Genomic DNA, 18,720 nt, shown 5'->3' on the forward strand with positions numbered 1-18,720 from the left:
AAACCAGGTCGGTCGAGGGGGGATGTTGGTGAGCGAGTTTTTACTGCAGATTCATCCTGATGACAATGTCGCTGTCGCAGTCACAAACATCCAGTCCGGTCAGAGGGTCACCGCTGGTGGACAACACATCACTGTGAGGGAAGAGATCCCGCGAGGCCACAAAGTTGCCCTGCGGCATATTTCGGAGTCGGACTTGATTGTGAAGTACGGGTATCCCATAGGCCATGCGACACAGCCCATAGAGCGGGGAGCATGGGTTCATACACATAATGTCAAGACAAATCTCTCCGGAAAAATCGACTATGAATTCCGTGGCCCGCAGCGAACGATTCTCACTGGTAACTCTAGCGAAAAAATTCCGCGCGAATTCCACGGTTACGTCCGGGAGAATGGGGACGTTGGTATTCGGAACGAAATTTGGATTATCAATACAGTCGGATGCATCAATAAGACTGCTGAGCGTTTGGCTGCTTTGGCTGGAAGCCGGTATCAAGCACTTGGTGTAGACGGCGTCTATCATTTTCCGCATCCATACGGTTGCTCTCAGTTAGGGGATGATCTCCTCTACACGCAGCGACTGCTCGCCGCCCTCGCTAGACATCCAAATGCAGCAGGCGTGCTCGTTATCGGCCTTGGCTGTGAGAACAATCAGTTGAGTGATTTTCTACCAATGATTGGACCCGACAATACGAAACGCGTCAAGTACATGGCTGTTCAATCAGTGGACGACGAATTTGATGAAGGGCTTCGTCTTCTCGATGAGTTGGCAGAGTATGCAAGTACATTTAAACGTACGGTGGTTCCTGTCTCGAAGTTAAAAATCGGGCTAAAATGCGGCGGATCGGACGCTTTTTCTGGAATCACGGCGAACCCGCTTGTTGGACAGTTTTCAGACTTGCTCGTTGCAGCAGGCGGTACATCGCTGCTGACCGAAGTTCCCGAGATGTTCGGAGCAGAGACAATTCTGATGGATCGGGCAAGAGATGACGAGACGTTCGATGATATCGTTCACTTGATCAACAATTTCAAAGACTATTATGTACGCCATGGTCAAGTGATTTATGAAAACCCTTCACCCGGAAATAAGGATGGAGGCATCACGACGCTTGAGGAAAAGTCTCTAGGTTGCGTCCAAAAAGGTGGAAATGCTCCTGTTTCGGGCGTTCTCCAATATGGTGAACCCGTGCAAAGTCCTGGGCTCCAGTTGGTTCAGGCGCCGGGAAACGACATGGTTTCCGTAACGGCGTTAATTGCTGCAGGAGCGCACATGGTTCTGTTTACGACTGGACGTGGAACCCCAATGGGAGGGGCTGCGCCAACGTTAAAAATATCAACCAATTCCGATTTATGTGAACGGAAACCTCACTGGATCGACTTCGATGCGGGCCGGATGATGCGCGGCGAAGACGTCAATTCATTGGCCGTTGACCTTTTTGCGAAGGTGATCTCCGTTGCATCCGGTGGGAAAACAAAAAACGAAGAGAATGGCTTTCGCGAAATTGCAATATTTAAAGATGGCGTGACCCTGTAAGGAATCGCAATCCTCAAAATCAATTTAATTCAGCCCATGGAGGAATGTCATGATGTTGGTCATTCGCGCACAGGAACAAGTTGGCTACCGTGAAATCGTCGGGGAACAGAACGAAGGGAATTTGAAACTGCTGCGTTTTGGGTTGCTGTCATTGGAACCAGGGAAAGCGTATACACATCAATCGGATGACTGTGAAACCGTCCTCGTTTTATTGCAAGGCGGTTGCACGATCTCCGTGAGCGGAACGTCGTTCGAGGGGTTGACGCGAGAGAATGTGTTTAAAGAAAAGGCGACTGCGGTTTATGTACCGGTGGGAGCGGAATACACGGTTGTCAACACCGCTAGTGGTGAAACGGAGATTGCGGTTTGCCGGACCCCTGCGACAGAGCGTTTTAAACCGTTTGTCGTGAAGCCGGAAGACGTGTGGTCTCGTCCAGTTGGCAAGGACAATTTTTTGCGGGAAGTACACGACATTGTCGTCAAGAATGCTGAGGGACGTGTAGGGCGCATCATCGTGGGCGAGACGTTTAACCTACCGGGCAATTGGTCCAGTTATCCACCGCACAAACACGATGATTATCAGTCGGGCATCGAGGCGTGTATGGAGGAAGTCTACCACTATCGCATGGCACCCGAGCAGGGATTTGGTTTCCAATCGATCTATACGACTGATGGATCACTTGACGAGGTATTCCGCGTGAAACACAAAGACAGTTTCATGATTCCTTATGGATATCATCCAGTGTGTGCGGCGGCAGGTTATCAATTGTACTACTTGTGGTTCATGGCGGGTGAAACGGATCGGACGATGATCCCGAATGATGACCCTGCACATTCATGGGTGCGCCAGGAATCATAAAGTTTGGACCTGCAAGTAGACTGCGGAACGGAGGCTGAATGGTATGGAGCGACAGTTAAACAGTCTCCGCACATCGTTGCGACAAGCTGGGCTGCAAGGGGTCATCATCACCGAGCAGCCCAACCTGTCATGGCTGTACGGAGGTAGATTTCATGTGAATCTGGCCAGCACAACCGGACTTCTGTCCGTCCTGGTCACTCATGATACGGTGGAGTGTCTCGTACCAAGTAATGAATTCCAGCGACTTCAAGATGAAGAGGGCTTGGTCGCGGATACCTTTCATGTGTACGACTGGTACGACACGGCAACGCTGAACAAGCGGTTGAATGATTGGATGTCCACAGAGGGCTTCATACTCGACTCGTCCTGGTCGAAATCGTTCGTCCGCCTGCGATCACAATTCGACGATTCCGACTTACCGTTCCTGAAATCCATGGGACGTGATGTCGCCAGAGCGGCTGAGCAAGTTTGCCGTGAACTGTCTCCCAATGACACGGAGTGTGCTGTCGCGGCTCGACTCGCAGCCCACTGTTATAACCAGGGACTCGATCCCATCGTCGTGCTCGTTGCCGGCGAGCTTCGCGGCCTATTGTACAAACACCCGTTGCCAACGTCGAATCCAATTGGCCGGATCGTCATTGTATCACTGTGCGCGCGGAAACGAGGCGTCGTCATGTCTGTCACCCGCATGGTCAGTTTTAGTGCACCATCTCCCGCCATCACTCGTGCGTACGACGCGGTAGTCGAGATTGACTCGAGAATGATGGCGTCGACAAGACCGGGTGCTCCGCTGCGCGACATATTTGAGACGACGAAGCAAGCCTACGGCGAGTTAGGTTTCCCGGATGAGTGGAAACGACATCATCAAGGGGGACTCGCCGGATACCAATCACGAGAACTTCGACTCGTACCTGACTTGGCTGACGAGGTTCAGGCAAGTCAGATATACGCATGGAATCCGACGATACCTGGGGTCAAGTCGGAAGATACAATCTGGGTCGGTCAGACGGAAAATGAAATTCTAACTTATACAGGTGACTTTCCTGTTCGACAACTCGTCGTCAATGGTCGTACATGTCTCAAGGCAGAGATCCTGCGCAGGTAGGGAGGGTGAGGTAGTATGGAGCTATCACGAGCATTTCTTCATATGTCATCCCCAGCTGGGACATGTGACACGGACGTGGCACTGTCCTATCCCGAGCGAGTGCTGCAGATTGGTGAAGGAAACTTTTTAAGAGCTTTTACCGGATGGGCGATTCATCTCCTCAATCAAAATGGGGCATTTTGCGGCAGGATCGTTGTCGTGGCCCCTCGACCCAGCGGGGCAGACAATATTGCCAAAATCAATCGTCAGGATGGCCTGTACACGGTATGGCTTCGTGGCATCGAAGGCGGACAAAATGTCGATCACGCCGAGATCGTCACTTCAGTGAGTCGTGGCATCGATCCGTACCGACAATGGGACGACTTCCTACGTTGTGCGGAATCGAGAGACATCGACATCGTCATCTCCAACACGACAGAGGCAGGTATGACTTATACAGAAGAGGTGTATGACCCCGCAAAGCCATTGGCGTCATTCCCAGGTAAGTTGACTGCCTACCTTTATCACAGATACTTGCACTTTCAAGGTGATCCGGATACTGGCTTGACGATCCTGCCGTGTGAGCTCGTGGAACACAACGGTGAGTTGCTGAAAGAGATTGTCTTGCGCCACGCAAGCGAGTGGGGATTGTCACAGGACTTTCGAGCTTGGGTTCAGAGTGCAAATCATTTTTGCAACACACTTGTGGACAGGATTGTCACGGGCTTTCCAGACGAGTGTGATCGACAATTGTTCACAGAGCGCACTGGCTATGAGGACGCTCTGTTGACGGTCGGGGAACCTTTCTTCTTGTGGGCGATAGAAGCTGGAGAGTCGTTACGAGAGCGGTTGCCAGGGCAGCGTTTTGGTATCAACATTCGAGTCGCGCAATCGATCACGCCGTATACCTTGACCAAAGTCCGAATTCTAAATGGTGCACACACGGCGATGAGTGCGGTTGCTCTCTTAGAGGGGATTCAAACTGTGGGAGAAGTCATGGCTGACCCCACGGTGAAGGATTTTATCGTAGGCATCATTCAAGATGAGGTCATCCCGGTCCTATCGCATCACGGTGTCAGTGAGGCTGATAGCAATGCGTTTGCACAGAGCGTGATCGAACGATTCGAGAACCCGTTTATTCATCACGAGATAGCGAATCTAGCACTAAATGGATTGTCAAAGATTGGTGCCCGGATTGTGCCGACTATCGTTGAATACGAACAGTTGACTGGAGATGCACCAAGCCTCTTGTCTATCTCCTTTGCCGCTCAGTTGCTCTATTATCGTGACGTGGCAAAATATCAGTCAGTCGTTCGGGATAACCTGGCTCACGTACGTCTCATTCAAGACGTTTGGTCGCAAGAAAGGCAACTCGTCCTGGATGAAACTGTCAGGCGCCTGCTTGCTATGGACTCAATCTGGGGACTTGACCTATGTTCAGTGACTGGTCTTACAGCAAAAGTGACTGAAGCCATTTCTCAAATTCGCGCGGAAGGAGTTAAAAATTCTATCCGCCAACACCGCAATTCCGAATTCGGACTGGTTGACTAAGTTTGCTTTACGACGACGTGAACGCGTACGTTTACCCTTTGCGTCTGTTCATGAAATAATTTCTGTAAACCACGACGGCGCCCGATAAAATAATGATTCCGATCACGCCAGCAAACCCTACCCACTCATAGTTCATGATCGTCATCCTCCCCGCATCGACAATCCCTCGTCTCCGCTACCGTAATTGTTCGTATCTTAACGATGGTTTATTCGGGGAAAGAGACACCAACGGCTGGGCACTTACGTATGATTGCAGGACCAGTGTTTTTCAGATTTGTCGCATGCTTGGGGAGTTGTCTTAAGTGGAAGATAGAGTTCGTGTTTCGTCAGGCGGACCTTGGGAGCCAATGATTGGGTATTGCCGGGCGATTCGTATCGGGAACCGTGTTGTCGTGGCGGGAACAACGGCGACAAAAGGGAATGATGTCGTCGGCATTGGGGACGTGTATATGCAATCTGTCTACGTTCTCAAGGTGATCAAAAAGTCACTAGAGGCAGTGGGGGCACGGGTCTCTGATGTCATCATCACAAGGATTTACGTAACGAACATGTCAAACTGGAAACATGTTGCGAAGGCGCATAAGGAATTTTTCAAAGAAACGCGACCGGTGACTACGATTGTTGAAGTCACCGCGCTTATCGATCCCAGACTTCTCGTGGAAATCGAAGTGGAAGCTGTAATTTCTGCGGGTCTTGCGGGGCGGCCGGGCAGTCACTGTTAACGCCAATGCTGGTGACGGCCCGGGCGACTTGACCTGCGGCGCCAGAGCCCGGGATGCCACTTAGGTATCGACAAGGCGGCCCGAACGTCGTCCCAGGCACCAGAAAACTAACTTAACGTGTTGCCTACGAGACTTTCAACACTTCCCACAGTGCTGTTGAGGGTACTGCTAAGGCTGTCTAAAGTACTGTTCAAAGTTGAATTGCTCCCTATTGTGTTCCCCACGCTGTTCCCCAATGTATTACCGACGGTATTGCCGAGTGTGTTACCCAGCGTATTGCCAAATCCTCCCCCTAAACTGCTTCCTCCGGGTACATAGACGATATTCCAGTCGTTCCCGTCCCACGTGTTGACGACGCCGATCGATGAGAGAATTTGTATTATATACCAAATTGGCATATATACGGTGGGCTTGTTGGAAGCCGGATCGGTTGCGGCGAACGTATCGACCTTTTTAATGGGTGTTCCGTTGACAATGATGGTGGTGTTTCCCGTCCCAATCGGGATTGTCGATAGACTGCTGAGCAGATTGGGCGGAATGGTGATGTTCCAAATATGTGTGTTGCCGTTCCAGCTTTGTTTCACATCCGGGATGGACTGCAACGCTTGGCCCACATACCAAATCGGCATATGCATTGTGTTGCTGGACACTCGCCCGTATGGATTGGAAATAGCGACGCCGTTGATGGAAACTTCCTTCCGTCCGGCCAAGGATGAGTTGGTGTTGCTGGCAAGTACGACAGAAGCGGTGGTGCCTAGCGTTAATCCCATCGCCAACAAACTCGTCAGTGCCCTATGCAATGTGCGGCCTCCTTTTCTGGTTTTGAAAATTGGGACTAAAAGATTATATGAAAGGGCTAAAGTGAATCATTCCCACATGGTTCAAGCATGGTCCAAGGAAATATGAATGGAGTGGTCAAGTAGCGCGTAAACATTTCGGGTGGTCAGGAGAGAAGGAGGCCATCCCATGAGGACAACGCTGTATCTTCTTTGTGGAATCTGTACAATCGTCGTTTTGACGTTTGTTTCCATGGCGCTAGCGGCACCTTTGTTTGTTTTTGTGGTCGAGATCGGTTGCGTAATCGCCTTTGATATCTGGTTGATTGTTGTTCAATTCAGAAACAGAGATTGATAGGTTTTGCTGTTTCGTTGTGTACTGTGTATAACCTTCCCATACTTGAAGATATTGTGATCAGAGGGTGACAGACATGACGGACAACAGTTGGCTGAGGGAAATTGCAGAACGAGTGAACAAGAAAAATGAAGTCGAGTTTGCGAAGGAACTACGAGTCAAAGGCATTGGTGACATATTGGTCGATATTGTGACCGAGTTACAGGAGACGTACAATGTGTCGGCGGATGTTCAAGGTGACGAGACACCGGGCGTGTGGAACTTGAGAATAGATGACAAGATTGTCCGGGTGGATGTGCCTACTGTCGACGGTTATGCCCAAGAAGTGAAGGACTTGAGTAATGGTACCCGACAGGGTGTTCATGACAAGGACGCTATAAAGCAGTTGATCTTAGACCAATTCACTTGGAACTACATCACGCACTTCTGATTGGCTAGTGTAGCTCGTCCAACGGGTTTGTGCATGCCTCCAACGCGCATTTACAATGTAGGGTCAGTCGCAGGTGCTCTGTGCATCTTCACTAAAGCATTGGGGCGTGACGGGCATCCGTTCACGATCACCTGTCACGCCACCATACACACCTCTATTACTTCTGGTCGCCGAACAGCTTTAGATATTCGCCATAACCTTCGCGTTCGAGATCTTCCTTCGGTACAAACCGAAGCGCGGCCGAGTTGATACAGTAGCGCAACCCGCCCGTTTGCACTGGACCGTCGGGAAAAACGTGGCCAAGGTGCGAGTCGGAATTTTCCGACCGGACTTCCGTTCGGATCATCCCATGCGTGTAATCTTGCTTTTCTAGAATCCTGTCTTTGTCGAGTGGCTTCGTGAAGCTGGGCCAACCGCATCCGGCATCATATTTGTCGAGCGACGAGAAGAGCGGTTCCCCAGATACGACATCCACATAGATTCCATCCTTGTCGTTATCCCAATACTCGTTGTGAAACGGTGGTTCTGTCGCACTGTGTTGCGTCACTTCATATTGGATAGGCGTGAGTTTCTTCTTCAAGTCTTCTTTGTTTTGCATGATTTCACTCCTGTTCATTTTCGCATGCGGGCGGGTTTGACCCGCGAATTATTTGCGGGACTGGTCAGACAGAGTCTGTCCCTAGATTGAACGCGTTCGCAACCAGTCCGTATGAACGCAGTCGATGTTCGAACTGGTGTGTCGTCGTGGCGATAATCACTTCGTTCACACCGTAACTTGCTGCCAAGTGTTCTATCTGCTGCTTGACGCTCACCGGGCTTCCCACTATCATTCGTTTCCGGTTTTCCTTGATGAGAGCCAATTCGTACCTGTTGTATGGATAACTTTTCGCTGTTTCAATGGACGGCGTCCCGTCAGCTCGTTGGCCATTTGCCAGCATAACAAGGGACAAATCGAGACTGGACGCAATTGTGTCCGCCTCTTCGTCGGTATCGGCGCAAATGCAGAAAATCGCCACGCTCGCTTGCGGTTCACTGTAGAGGACTGAAGGTTGGAACTGGTCTTTATACATCCGCACCGCGTCCACTCCACCGTCTCCGTTGATGAAATGAGCGAATGTAAACGCCGTGCCTTTTTGAGCGGCTACGTGAGCACTTCCGTCACTCGAACCGAGCAACCACATTTCAGGCACCGTGTCGATGACGGGAGCTGCTGTGAGTCCCGGGAATCTGTGGTCATCCGGCAGCGTGTCGGTCAGGTAGGCCATGAGGTCTTCCACTTGCTGTACGTAGTTAGCTGCTCTGACTTTGCCTTCCTGCAGAGCCATCGTCGATCTCGGCATTCCACCTGGTGCCCGCCCGAGCCCCAGGTCAATTCGGTTTGGGTACAGGGCTTCGAGCATCCGAAAGTTTTCAGCGACTTTGTAGGCACTATAGTGAGGTAGCATGACGCCGCCGGATCCGATGCGGATGTGGTTCGTCTTTGCCGCCAAGTGCGCGATGAGAATTTCCGGTGTCGATCCCGCCAAAGAAGTCGTGTCGTGATGTTCCGACACCCACAGCCGTTGATAACCCAGACGCTCTGCCGTCTGCGCCACCGCCACCGTTCTCTGCAAGGCCTCACGTGCGTTGCTACCTTGTGAGATCGGCGACTGGTCCAGAATGCTGAGTCGAATCATTTTATTCATCTACTTTCACTTTTCGTTTCCCTTTATTTTAACAAGTGAAAGTGGCTCGCCGCAAAGTTCAGTGAGCGAACTCCATCCCAAATTCATCCCGGAGACCGTGCCTTCCTGCTGGTGTCAGGCGAACAGCCCGGCCACCTGGGATGCGTTCGATCCAGTGTAACTCGAAAAAGCGGTTCGTCATCGCCGCCCCAAGGCTGCCAGCGAGATGATGGCGACGTTCACTCCAATCTAGACACTTGCGGGAGAAGTGTCGTCGTTCCTGCCGCAAAGTCGTCACTGGAATTCCGAATTGCTCGAGACGATCTGCGCCGAGTGCACTCAGCTCGAAGTCCCGCTCTGCGGGGGACAGAATTTCGAGTTCTACGAAGCGATCACACAGGGCTACACCGAGTTCGCCTGCGACGTGATCGTAACAAGTACGTGCAAACCGAAGCGCACGGGTCTGGTCCGACTCTCGCAATGACCGAACGGGCTTCACAGGGGCAATGGCGTTAAGTGATTCGAGCGCGTGTGCGACATCTTCACCCGCGAGGCGATAGTAGCGGTGGCGTCCGTACGTCTCCAGCACCAGGAGGCCAGCACTCACCATTTTCGCGAGATGAGAACTCGCAGTTTGCGGGGAAATGTGTGCCAAACGCGCTAATTCGCTCGCCGGCAGGGCTTTTCCGCCGAGGAGGCTGAGCAGCATGTTGGCGCGCGACGCGTCACCAATTAGTGCGGCAACTTCTACAAGGTTCGGATTGGAACTGTTGGTCACTGTGACATCCCCCCATCAGATGGATGGGTATAGAGGTTGACTGAAGATGCAAGAACAGGCTGACGTTCCCTCTTCCCACACACATTTCGATCACGATAGAATTGTACCTGTTTATAATCTACATGAAAACGTAGGGCACTGCTATAGTAAAATTCGTATAGAGTATTCGCTCGGTGGACTAGAAGGAAAGCGTAACTGCCCTTCGGCGCCGGCTTGTTCCGGACCTATTTCAACATATAACCTCTACCCTGAAATATTCATAGCGAAGTAAACCGCTTGTAACAAATGGATGAATATAGGAAAACAATGGTCTAGGATCAATTGAACTTTCGTTCTCGTAGGTCTGGACTTGGACTTTCATGGCCATGGTCTCCCGTGGGGTTACGTGTGGATAAATATGGATTGAGGAGAAGGCGCACCTATCCCGTATTCACCTCTCATGTCTGTTCCAGTTGTTATTCAGACGGGAATCATCTCAACCGAACCGCGGTAATGCGGCTACGTTTTTAAGCGTCTGAATGAACTCTTTTCGATACACACACGAACTGCACAATTTCCAAGTCCAGTATCGGCCAGAGTGAGCTAGCTTCCCCGCAACTTTGACCAGTTTGGTTCGCAAAGTCTCCATCCGACTTGATTGCATTTTCTCTGGTACACACAATCGGCGAAACCAGTTGTTAAAGTTATACGCAAGTATGGCTAACTGGAGTTTCACGACATTCGCTTCAAAGTCTGTACTGCTCATCTTATCGCACGCAAATCCATTTTTGGCTTCCTTGATGAAATTCTCCATATGACCGCGCTGGCAGTAAAAGCGAATGATGTTCTTGGGCTGCAGCGTCATATTGGTCACGATAAATGTGAATTGAAACAACAGTTCACCAGCCGGACGTTCCATCTTCACGACCACCCGGCGGGCATGTTCCCAACTGGATGCTTGATACATGAATTCCCTGTAATGAACTTGTCGTTTGTGTTTACTTCGCTATGAATATTTCAGGCGTATATATGGTTTTTTGCAATTTGGTATAACCAGGTTCGTTCATTAGACCCTTTGTTGTACGTATTCCAAGAGCGATAGGCCTTGAGAAATACTTCTTGAACAACATCTTTGGCATCGAGATCCCGTGGAAGCGAAAGTGTCGCAAACCTAAAAATACTTTCAGCATGTTCCTCGAACAGTGCCGAAATAATAGAATGCGTGTCATCCTCCAATCGTTATCACCTCCACTTGTTAGTACGAAAGCATATCGCTTTTTGTTTCACGCTTGCGTCAAAAATGTATGAGTAAAACCGGATAAGTCCTAAGGGGTATAAACTTGAGCTAGGAGCTCCGATTCCTTCAGTTAAATTATCATCCCGGATTTCGACGGTTTTTTCATTTAACAGCCCGACAGGGCTGGAAATTCAATTAATAGGTAAATATGTTAACGATCACGATAGCATAGTGGTCCTGGATTGAACCTTTGGACACACTTTCCCCCTCCCCATAATGGACCGTCATTTTTGCCAGTTCAGCTTGGAAATCACTATGTCGCCACCTGAAGGACTTGGGTGGACAGGCGCTGTGCGAACTCGGGCAGACGAATTGTCCACTGACGTGCATGGTGAACCAAAATTCCGGGTAGAAGGAATAGTCTCCGCCGGAGCCGTCCAACTGTCCACTGACGCACTCCAGGTTGCAACGCTGCTTGTTTATATAACAGGAGCAGGTTGTATGCCAGCAGCTTCAGAGCTTCCAACGCTTTGTTGGTATTGAAATTCTGACTCGAGAATTGGTCAACGGCGAATCCATATTTGGCTTCTTTGATATGATTCTCAGCGTTGCCACGGTGGTTGTAGAAATGCCATATGTCCTCACCGTTCCAGTCAAACGTTGTGGCTATGGCCTCGTACTCCCAAAACCAATCCGCACATAGGACCTCCTGCGGGTCAATGTCCAATCGACGCACAATGACAACTCGCCGAGGTTTTTCCCAGGATGTTGCCTGGTACATAAGGGAGGCAACATCGCAGTGTTCTGTATCACTCTGGGTGATACAATGCCACGCTAGGTTGGGGGCCAGCTCTGCTAGTCGCTTCGTCCATTTCAGTTTGATCACGTAGTCTCGCCCGTCTTGTTCCAGTGTCTGAAACACCTTTTCACCGGTAAACCCTTTATCCATGCGGATGGCACGGATGTTTACACCTGTTGGCAACTGCTTTTTCATCGCCTCATAGAAGGCTGCAAACCCTTCTGCTGTGTGAGCGTCGCCGGAACGCAGTTCGTCATAGATGCAGCACCCCATCTGCGATTCAAACGCTAGCAAGGGATGAAAACTTGCCCTTCCATGATGATGCGGATTGAACCCTACAGCAGATTGTTCCTGGTTTCCAAACACCGTCTCCACTGAAGAATCTATGTCAACGACAATGTCATGTCCTTTGGGGAGTAGCGACTTGAGTACAAGGCGCTGTGCCGAGCGGATCGCCTCCATACCAACAGGGGAGCCTAGCCGCTTCAAGTCCTTGTACAGCAGCGTTGTATCTGGCAGCTTCGGCAGATCCAGCTTGAGCATAAGAAGGGGATCATGCTCAATGTCCTCGAAGTGGAAAATTCGTTCCTGACCCAGCAATGTACCGAGGACGAACGTAAGAGCAACGTCATCCATTTGGAATTGAGCGTCTTTCCGTTTGCCAAGTTCCTCTGTGCAAAAATACTTATCCATACCGGTTTGGAGGACGAAATCGATGAGTCCTGCCGCCCCGCCAAATGCAGTGGCAGAATTGAGGTCGAAGTGAGTATGTATTTTACAGCTTTTCCGGCGGCGGTGTTTTCGTGTATGCTTATGTTGTTTCACCTTAAAGGTGCTCCTTTCATGCTAGAGATGTGTTCTCGACAAACTCATCTTAGCTTTACGGGGAGCGCCTTTTCAATTATTCGGGTCAATTCAAAGAGGACAAAACCGTCGAAATCCGGGTTTAGATAACGTTAAGAACTATCGGATGGCGAAAAGAGCATTTGTGGATGAGATATTGCGAAAGGCGAGAGATGCCTGAAGTTGTTGAACAGCGGGTGCGTTAGCTTAATAAGCTCACATGGTGAAAATTGCGTAAAGTAACAACCTAATCAATGACAAAACATGCCTAATGACTTCTTAGCCATGTTTTGTCATAGAGCTCAACTGTGGAATTTGGCAATTCGTCTGCTTCTTTCTCCACTAATTGAACCTTGAACCTCATTGAGGTCCTTGAGTTTCGTATTAAGAGAATTAGCCCAAGGAATTTCATAGTGATCGGCATGTATCTTCGGATCGTATTCTACGTTATTCTTGAGACAGGAATACAACACCCGTGCTATCTTTCTAATATCTGCCCAATAGCATCCCTTTAAGTTGACACGTAGACTACAAACACGACATGTAACCGACGTAAACGAAAACTTTTCCCTGTTCCGCATACCGAAACAATTTGCTTTTTCTTCGCAGGGCGTTTCAGTAGATTGATCGTGATAGCGCTTTCTAGTCGTTTTTGCAAAAGCCGATACATGAGAGGGGGCATTTCCGTGCTTAGTTCAGTGCGCAATGTCGCTCGCGTTTTGAAGAGCTTTCGACTCGATAGACCAGAGATGTCACTTTCTGAATTATCACGGAACCTCGACATACCGAAATCGACGATGTTCAAGCTCTTGCATACCATGCTCGCCGAGGGATTCCTCGAGCGAAATGCCCAAACAGGCAAATATCGACCTGGGCGTCGTATGCAGTCAATGAGCCATGTCATCTTATCAAACTCCGAATTAACACAGGAGTCTATCCCACATCTTCGTTATTTGGCAAAACATACAGGGATGGTTGCACACTTAACGAGTTACGAGCATGGTGATGTGGTTTGGTTAACCAAGATTCAGGAGTTCTGCCAACTCCAGGTCTATTCCCGTGTTGGGCGCAGAGTACCGGCATATGCGCCAGCGTCGGGCCGAGCCATTCTGGCCCATCTCGATAGCGAAGAAGTTACCGAGCTAATGAATCGGGAGTGGCGGGCTCTTACGCCAAAAACGCACACGGACAAAGAATCGTTCATGGCGGAATTGGAACATATCAAGGCTTCTGGATTTTCCATTCAATGCGAAGAGGTTGACTTGGGCGTAACGTCGGTCGGAGTCGCCATTCTGGATGCTTCATCGAGACCAGTGGCAGGGATCAGTGTAGCGGGGTATTCAACGTCGTTTGATGAGCGGACGACTCAGCACGCGTACCTTGCGTTGAAGCAGACAGCACAAGAAATTGCGAACTACATGTAATTACCTTATAGCTGCGTGAACGAAAAGCTGTGTGAACGAAAGGCGGTCATCGAGGTGGACAACCAGAGCGCTGTTCTCGTAACGGCACAACATTCGCTTCAGATCCTGAAATTGTTTACCAATGAAACGCCTGAACTAGGCATTTGTGATCTCAGTCGAAAAATGGGACTAGCAAAGAGCACTGTTTCGCGCATTGTCTCGACTTTTGTGGAAGAGGCCATTCTCGAAAAGAATCGCGAAACGGGGAAGTATCGGCTGAGTCCCATGATTTTGGAGTTAGGACTTGCGGCGCAGGAGTCTTCTCCGTTTGTGAAGCGGGCTCGTGACGAGATCGACGCGTTGTCTAAACGGTTCAACTGTGAAGCTTTCTTGGCCGTCCGCGATGGCATGGAGAGCGTCATCGTCTATCGAGCAGAGGATAGTCAGGAGACGCTGAGCGGCGAATGCACATTCTTGCCAACGACACTTGCCGGCCTCGTAACTTTGGTGTTCTCGGAAGATGAGCCTGAGGCGTTTGTGAGCGAAAACTGGCCTGTGTGGCTTGATCCAGGACTCTTGCCGCGTATGCAGAAGATTATTGAAGGCATCACGGATAATGGGTTTGCGTGCGGTGAGGAGCCACTCCGGCGTGGGAAGTTTACTTTGGCGTGTCCGGTTTTCAACACGACGGGCACCGCCTTTGCTGCCATCGCCGTTACGTCCGACCTCGGATTCGATCACGCTTCGGAAGAGGTTGCCGTGTGCCTTGGCAGGATCGCTCAACGTCTTTCTGCTGATGCGATGTCGAATGACGACTTGGCAGCGGTGCACTGAAAGCGCATTCCCTATAGAGGAATGAACCTCTCCCGACATTGTGAAACCGTATTCTATAATTCTTCCCGTACACCAGACGTCGCGGATTGTTAGAACTAGGGTTGCAATCGTTTTGGTCAGGGAGGTCGTATGAAATGCGGACACAAGTTGGGATTATCGGAGCGGGCCCGGCTGGCCTTATGCTTTCACATTTGCTGCACTTGCAAGGAATTGAGTCGGTTATTTTGGAAACGCGAACACGGGAAGAGATTGAAGGAACCATTCGTGCAGGTGTTCTGGAGCAAGGGACAATGGACTTGATGCGGGAAATCGGTGTTTCGCAGCGGATGGACAGGGAAGGCCAAGCGCATCACGGTGTTGAATTCCGCTTTAACGGAAAAGGCCATCGAATCAACATGTACGAGTTGACCGGTGGGAAACACGTCATGGTTTATGCACAACACGAGGTGATCATTGACCTCGTTAAAGCGCGAGTGGATCGTGGTGGTGAGTTGATTTTTAACGTGGGTGACGTCAGTCTCCACGGTGTGGACACGGACAAGCCGACGATTCAGTTTCGGCGGGATAAGGATGGAGAGTTGGAAGAACTGGTTTGTGATTTCATCGCTGGCTGTGATGGATTTCACGGCCCCAGTCGCCCAATGATTCCGAGTTCCATTCGCACGGAATACGATAAGGTTTTTCCGATGGGTTGGCTCGGCATTCTTGCGGAAGCACCTCCGTCGGCACCGGAGCTGATTTACTGTAACCACGATAATGGCTTCGCATTGGTGAGCACACGTTCACCGGAAATCCAACGGATGTATCTGCAAGTGGATGCGAAGGACAACATTGCAAATTGGTCCGATGATCGGATTTGGTCAGAACTGCAAACGCGGTTGCAGACGAGTGATGGCTGGAATCTCATCGAGGGACCCATCTTTCAGAAAAATATCGTCGCTATGCGGAGTTTTGTCTGTGACCCGATGCAGTACGGTCGATTGTTTCTCGCGGGGGATGCAGCACATATTGTGCCGCCAACGGGCGCTAAGGGATTGAATTTGGCCATCTCTGACGTGCGCGTACTGGCAAAGGGCTTTGAGGATTTCTACAAATCGAATAGCAGAGACGTCCTGAATCGGTATTCGGAAATCTGTTTGCGACGGGTGTGGAAAGCGGAACGTTTCTCCAACTATATGACATCTATGTTGCATCGCTTCGAGACACACTCGCCGTTTGAACGTCGCATTCAACTTGCAGAACTGGATTACGTTACCTCCTCAAGGATCGGGCTGACAAGTATCGCGGAGAATTATGTTGGACTCCCGATTGAGTGGTAGCACAATTGAAGACATCACGGGATACTTTTCTTGAAACGTCAATATAGGACTGGTTGGAGGCGGATGAAATGGCATTTGATTTCTCTACACTCAATAAACAGTATATCGATGGAACGTGGCGCGACGGTCGAAGTGGCAAAGTCTATGTAGATCAAAATCCGTACGACGAGACAACCGTAGCTGAATTTCAGATGGCTTCCATAGAGGATGTGGACTTGGCTTGCCAAGCAGCACAGCGCGCTCAAAAGGAATGGGCGAAAGTCAATCCTTTTGAAAAGCGGGAATTGTTTGAGCGTGCTGTTCAAATTATCGACGACAACACAGAGTCGATTGCGCGAGTGATCGCGGATGAGATTGGCGGAACATTTGTTAAAGCGATGATCGAAATCATGCTCGTGAAAAATACATTGAAGGAGGCAGCCACCTACCCGATGCGGATGGACGGACGAATCATTCCTGCGTCCATTCCCGGCAAGGAGAACCGTCTATATCGGTTGCCCGTGGGCGTGGTTGCTGTACTCAGCCCATTCAACTTCCCATTTTGCCTCAGCATGAGGGCGGTGGCGCCAGCACTTGCTTGTGGCAACGGGGTCGTGTTGAAGCCAAACGAGGCTTCGGCTATTACCGGTGGGACGATGATCGCAAAGATCTTTGAAGAGGCCGGTCTGCCGAAGGGTCTATTAAACGTCATTGTGACGGAGATCGGACAGATTGGCGACTCGTTCATTGAACACCCCATCCCGAAGGTCATTTCGTTTACAGGCTCAACCCCAGTGGGACGTCATATCGGTGAAGTGGCCTCGAGGAACCTGAAGCGCGTCGGGCTGGAGCTCGGTGGCAACAGTGCCCTAGTTGTTCTGGAAGACGCCGATATTGATCAGGCCGTGAACGCATCCGTCTTCAGCCGATTTGCGCACCAGGGGCAAATTTGCATGTGCACCAATCGGGTGATTGTTCATCGCGAAGTCTATGATATATTTGTCGAGAAACTGGTTGACAAAGTTGCCTCATTAAAGTGCGGCGACCCACGAGAACAAGATACCGTTATCGGGCCCCTCATTAATCATCGACAAGTGGAACTGTTGCAAAAGGTCGTCGATGAGAGCATTGCACAAGGGGCGAAACTGGCCTACCGCGGCCCGGTCGAAGGAAACGTTGTTGGACCGATAGTGTTGACGGACGTCTCGGAAGAGATGACCTGCGCGAGACAGGAAATGTTTGGCCCAGCTATCGCCATCATCCCAGTCGACTCGGAAGACGAAGCTATCCGCGTGGCGAACAATAGTGATTTTGGCCTCAGCGGCGCCGTACATACGAGCAACCTAGAACGTGGGGTAGAAATCGCCAAGCGCATTGAGTCAGGGATGGTCCACGTAAACGACGGAACGGTCAACGATGAACCTTTGGTTGCATTCGGCGGGGAGAAAGCGTCCGGTGTTGGTCGCTACAACGGTGAGTGGGCGCTTGAGGAATTCACGACCGTCAAGTGGATCTCTGTTCAGCACGAAAAGCGCGAATACCCGTTTTGATCTGCATGATGGAGTGATTTTTGGGGGACCGCACTCCTAGCGTCATTGCGTTGATGATGCTAGCGAACGGTCCCCGCTTTTGGAATGTTAGCGGCGCCGTTCGTAGTAACCGAGTCGGCTGGAAATCTCCTTGCCCATGGATTCGAGTGTCCTGGCAAAAGACTTCATCTTCTCTTCTGTAAATCGCTCTGCCGGTCCCACGACGGTCACCGCACCGATGACCTGTCGCGTATAGTCCCGAACTGGGACCGCTACAGAGTGAACCCCTTCACGGAGCTCACTTCGACTGATGGCGTATCCCGCTTTGCGAATTTCGGACAGTGCAACTTTTAGTTGATGGGGATCAGTGATTGTCGACCTGGTTCGTTTTTCAAGGCCTCGACGGATGACTTCATCTATCATTTCTTCTTTTTGGGACGCTAAAATCGCCTTACCGGAACTCGTGCAATGTAACGGATTCTTGCCCCCGAGATGTGTTGATATTTTAATAGGGTGCTTGCACTCAAGCTTGCTCACGTAGACGGTCGAATAGTTTTCAAGGACGGCGAGGTGAACGGTTTCGTCAAATCGGTTTACGAACTCTTCCAATAGATGCTGGCCTTCTCGATAGATTTCTAAGTTCGACATGATAATGCCGCCGAGACTTAAAACGGAGAGTCCGAGACGATACCGATGCGTATGTTCATCGCGGAGAACAAACCCCTCTTCTGCAAGGGTGGTCATGACGCGGTGTACAGTGCTTTTCGAGAGGCCCAGAGATTGCGCGATTTCAGTGATTCCCTTTTCTGGCTCTTCCATCGTGAAGCATTTGAGTGCTAATAGCGCGTTTTTTAAGGATGAAAGTGTTCGATAATCACTCGTGTGATTTTCCACGATGATTCTCCTCCATGGCAGGGCCAGCGTTTTTTATACACATTTATCTTGTGTTCCGTATAGAGAAACTCCAACATAGTGAAACCGCTTGCTTGGTGTTACCATCCTTGTAAGTACTCTTCTCGAAGCTCTTTTTCCAACGTTTGAGCGTGTG

General features: G+C 50.3%; 18 protein-coding genes and 1 pseudogene. 11 read left to right on the forward strand and 8 right to left on the reverse strand.

Annotated elements, in window-relative coordinates:
- The first annotated feature begins 22 nt into the window (after positions 1–22).
- The 5 genes from NZD86_RS06010 (at position 23) to NZD86_RS06030 (ending at position 5,747) form a co-directional block, all read left to right on the forward strand.
- The gene (locus NZD86_RS06010; RefSeq protein WP_268045589.1) at positions 23–1,531 is read left to right on the forward strand and encodes a UxaA family hydrolase; all 1,509 of its coding nucleotides are present in this window, start codon (positions 23–25) and stop codon (positions 1,529–1,531) included.
- 49 nt (positions 1,532–1,580) lie between these two features.
- Positions 1,581–2,390 carry a 5-deoxy-glucuronate isomerase gene (gene iolB, locus NZD86_RS06015; RefSeq protein WP_268045590.1) on the forward strand — a complete coding sequence of 270 codons (810 nt, stop codon included), beginning with the start codon at positions 1,581–1,583 and terminating at the stop codon, positions 2,388–2,390.
- 43 nt (positions 2,391–2,433) lie between these two features.
- Positions 2,434–3,495 carry a M24 family metallopeptidase gene (locus tag NZD86_RS06020; protein WP_268045591.1) on the forward strand — a complete coding sequence of 354 codons (1,062 nt, stop codon included), beginning with the start codon at positions 2,434–2,436 and terminating at the stop codon, positions 3,493–3,495.
- Positions 3,496–3,510: 15 nt separating this feature from the next.
- Positions 3,511–5,025, forward strand: coding sequence for a tagaturonate reductase (locus tag NZD86_RS06025; protein WP_268045592.1), 1,515 nt, complete (start codon positions 3,511–3,513; stop codon positions 5,023–5,025).
- Positions 5,026–5,327: 302 nt separating this feature from the next.
- Positions 5,328–5,747: a RidA family protein gene (locus NZD86_RS06030; RefSeq protein WP_268045593.1), complete on the forward strand. Its 420-nt coding sequence runs from the start codon at positions 5,328–5,330 to the stop codon at positions 5,745–5,747.
- A gap of 107 nt (positions 5,748–5,854) precedes the next feature.
- Here NZD86_RS06030 and NZD86_RS06035 read toward each other — a convergent pair whose 3' ends face one another.
- Positions 5,855–6,547 (reverse strand): hypothetical protein, encoded by a 693-nt coding sequence (locus NZD86_RS06035; RefSeq protein WP_268045594.1) that lies wholly within the window; start codon positions 6,545–6,547, stop codon positions 5,855–5,857.
- A 166-nt stretch (positions 6,548–6,713) separates the two neighbouring features.
- Here NZD86_RS06035 and NZD86_RS06040 point away from each other — a divergent pair, with 166 nt between their 5' ends.
- Both NZD86_RS06040 and NZD86_RS06045 read left to right on the forward strand, forming a co-directional pair.
- Entirely contained in the window at positions 6,714–6,878 is a 165-nt protein-coding gene (locus NZD86_RS06040) for a hypothetical protein (protein WP_268045595.1), read from the forward strand.
- Positions 6,879–6,954: 76 nt separating this feature from the next.
- Entirely contained in the window at positions 6,955–7,308 is a 354-nt protein-coding gene (locus NZD86_RS06045) for a hypothetical protein (protein WP_268045596.1), read from the forward strand.
- 157 nt (positions 7,309–7,465) lie between these two features.
- Here the strand turns inward: NZD86_RS06045 and msrB are convergent, their stop codons facing one another.
- The 6 genes and pseudogenes from msrB to NZD86_RS06075 all read right to left on the reverse strand — a co-directional run bounded on the left by msrB (position 7,466) and on the right by NZD86_RS06075 (position 12,590).
- Positions 7,466–7,906 carry a peptide-methionine (R)-S-oxide reductase MsrB gene (gene msrB, locus NZD86_RS06050; protein WP_268045597.1) on the reverse strand — a complete coding sequence of 147 codons (441 nt, stop codon included), beginning with the start codon at positions 7,904–7,906 and terminating at the stop codon, positions 7,466–7,468.
- A 64-nt stretch (positions 7,907–7,970) separates the two neighbouring features.
- Entirely contained in the window at positions 7,971–8,984 is a 1,014-nt protein-coding gene (locus tag NZD86_RS06055) for an LLM class flavin-dependent oxidoreductase (protein WP_268046807.1), read from the reverse strand.
- 67 nt (positions 8,985–9,051) lie between these two features.
- Entirely contained in the window at positions 9,052–9,750 is a 699-nt protein-coding gene (locus tag NZD86_RS06060) for an ArsR/SmtB family transcription factor (RefSeq protein WP_268045598.1), read from the reverse strand.
- A 475-nt stretch (positions 9,751–10,225) separates the two neighbouring features.
- Positions 10,226–10,717: pseudogene (locus tag NZD86_RS06065) on the reverse strand (transposase); the annotation flags it as partial.
- A 29-nt stretch (positions 10,718–10,746) separates the two neighbouring features.
- The gene (locus NZD86_RS06070; RefSeq protein ID WP_268045599.1) at positions 10,747–10,965 is read right to left on the reverse strand and encodes an RNA polymerase sigma factor; all 219 of its coding nucleotides are present in this window, start codon (positions 10,963–10,965) and stop codon (positions 10,747–10,749) included.
- A gap of 314 nt (positions 10,966–11,279) precedes the next feature.
- Positions 11,280–12,590 (reverse strand): IS1380 family transposase, encoded by a 1,311-nt coding sequence (locus NZD86_RS06075; RefSeq protein ID WP_268042986.1) that lies wholly within the window; start codon positions 12,588–12,590, stop codon positions 11,280–11,282.
- Between the two features lie 704 nt (positions 12,591–13,294).
- Here NZD86_RS06075 and NZD86_RS06080 point away from each other — a divergent pair.
- From NZD86_RS06080 to NZD86_RS06095, 4 genes are all read left to right on the forward strand, one after another.
- Positions 13,295–14,032 (forward strand): IclR family transcriptional regulator, encoded by a 738-nt coding sequence (locus NZD86_RS06080; RefSeq protein ID WP_268045600.1) that lies wholly within the window; start codon positions 13,295–13,297, stop codon positions 14,030–14,032.
- Between the two features lie 15 nt (positions 14,033–14,047).
- The gene (locus NZD86_RS06085; protein ID WP_268045601.1) at positions 14,048–14,845 is read left to right on the forward strand and encodes an IclR family transcriptional regulator; all 798 of its coding nucleotides are present in this window, start codon (positions 14,048–14,050) and stop codon (positions 14,843–14,845) included.
- 134 nt (positions 14,846–14,979) lie between these two features.
- Positions 14,980–16,164 (forward strand): 4-hydroxybenzoate 3-monooxygenase, encoded by a 1,185-nt coding sequence (gene pobA, locus NZD86_RS06090; RefSeq protein ID WP_268045602.1) that lies wholly within the window; start codon positions 14,980–14,982, stop codon positions 16,162–16,164.
- Between the two features lie 68 nt (positions 16,165–16,232).
- Complete coding sequence (locus NZD86_RS06095; protein ID WP_268045603.1) at positions 16,233–17,693, forward strand: aldehyde dehydrogenase family protein; 1,461 nt, start codon at positions 16,233–16,235, stop codon at positions 17,691–17,693.
- A gap of 87 nt (positions 17,694–17,780) precedes the next feature.
- On the opposite strand, the gene NZD86_RS06100 is transcribed toward NZD86_RS06095, so the two are convergent.
- Complete coding sequence (locus NZD86_RS06100; RefSeq protein WP_268045604.1) at positions 17,781–18,566, reverse strand: IclR family transcriptional regulator; 786 nt, start codon at positions 18,564–18,566, stop codon at positions 17,781–17,783.
- Between the last annotated feature and the right edge of the window lie 154 nt (positions 18,567–18,720).

Origin of the sequence: Alicyclobacillus dauci (assembly GCF_026651605.1) — a bacterium.
GTDB classification, from domain to species: Bacteria; Bacillota; Bacilli; order Alicyclobacillales; family Alicyclobacillaceae; genus Alicyclobacillus; species Alicyclobacillus dauci.

What these genes read in the sequence shown, in the direction of transcription:
- NZD86_RS06010 (WP_268045589.1), top strand. Translation starts at nt 23, where the DNA reads ATGTTGGTGAGCGAGTTTTTACTGCAGATTCATCCTGATGACAATGTC.
- iolB (WP_268045590.1), top strand. Translation starts at nt 1,581, where the DNA reads ATGATGTTGGTCATTCGCGCACAGGAACAAGTTGGCTACCGTGAAATC.
- NZD86_RS06020 (WP_268045591.1), top strand. Translation starts at nt 2,434, where the DNA reads ATGGAGCGACAGTTAAACAGTCTCCGCACATCGTTGCGACAAGCTGGG.
- NZD86_RS06025 (WP_268045592.1), top strand. Translation starts at nt 3,511, where the DNA reads ATGGAGCTATCACGAGCATTTCTTCATATGTCATCCCCAGCTGGGACA.
- NZD86_RS06040 (WP_268045595.1), top strand. Translation starts at nt 6,714, where the DNA reads ATGAGGACAACGCTGTATCTTCTTTGTGGAATCTGTACAATCGTCGTT.
- NZD86_RS06045 (WP_268045596.1), top strand. Translation starts at nt 6,955, where the DNA reads ATGACGGACAACAGTTGGCTGAGGGAAATTGCAGAACGAGTGAACAAG.
- msrB (WP_268045597.1), bottom strand. Translation starts at nt 7,906, where the DNA reads ATGCAAAACAAAGAAGACTTGAAGAAGAAACTCACGCCTATCCAATAT.
- NZD86_RS06055 (WP_268046807.1), bottom strand. Translation starts at nt 8,984, where the DNA reads ATGATTCGACTCAGCATTCTGGACCAGTCGCCGATCTCACAAGGTAGC.
- pobA (WP_268045602.1), top strand. Translation starts at nt 14,980, where the DNA reads ATGCGGACACAAGTTGGGATTATCGGAGCGGGCCCGGCTGGCCTTATG.
- NZD86_RS06095 (WP_268045603.1), top strand. Translation starts at nt 16,233, where the DNA reads ATGGCATTTGATTTCTCTACACTCAATAAACAGTATATCGATGGAACG.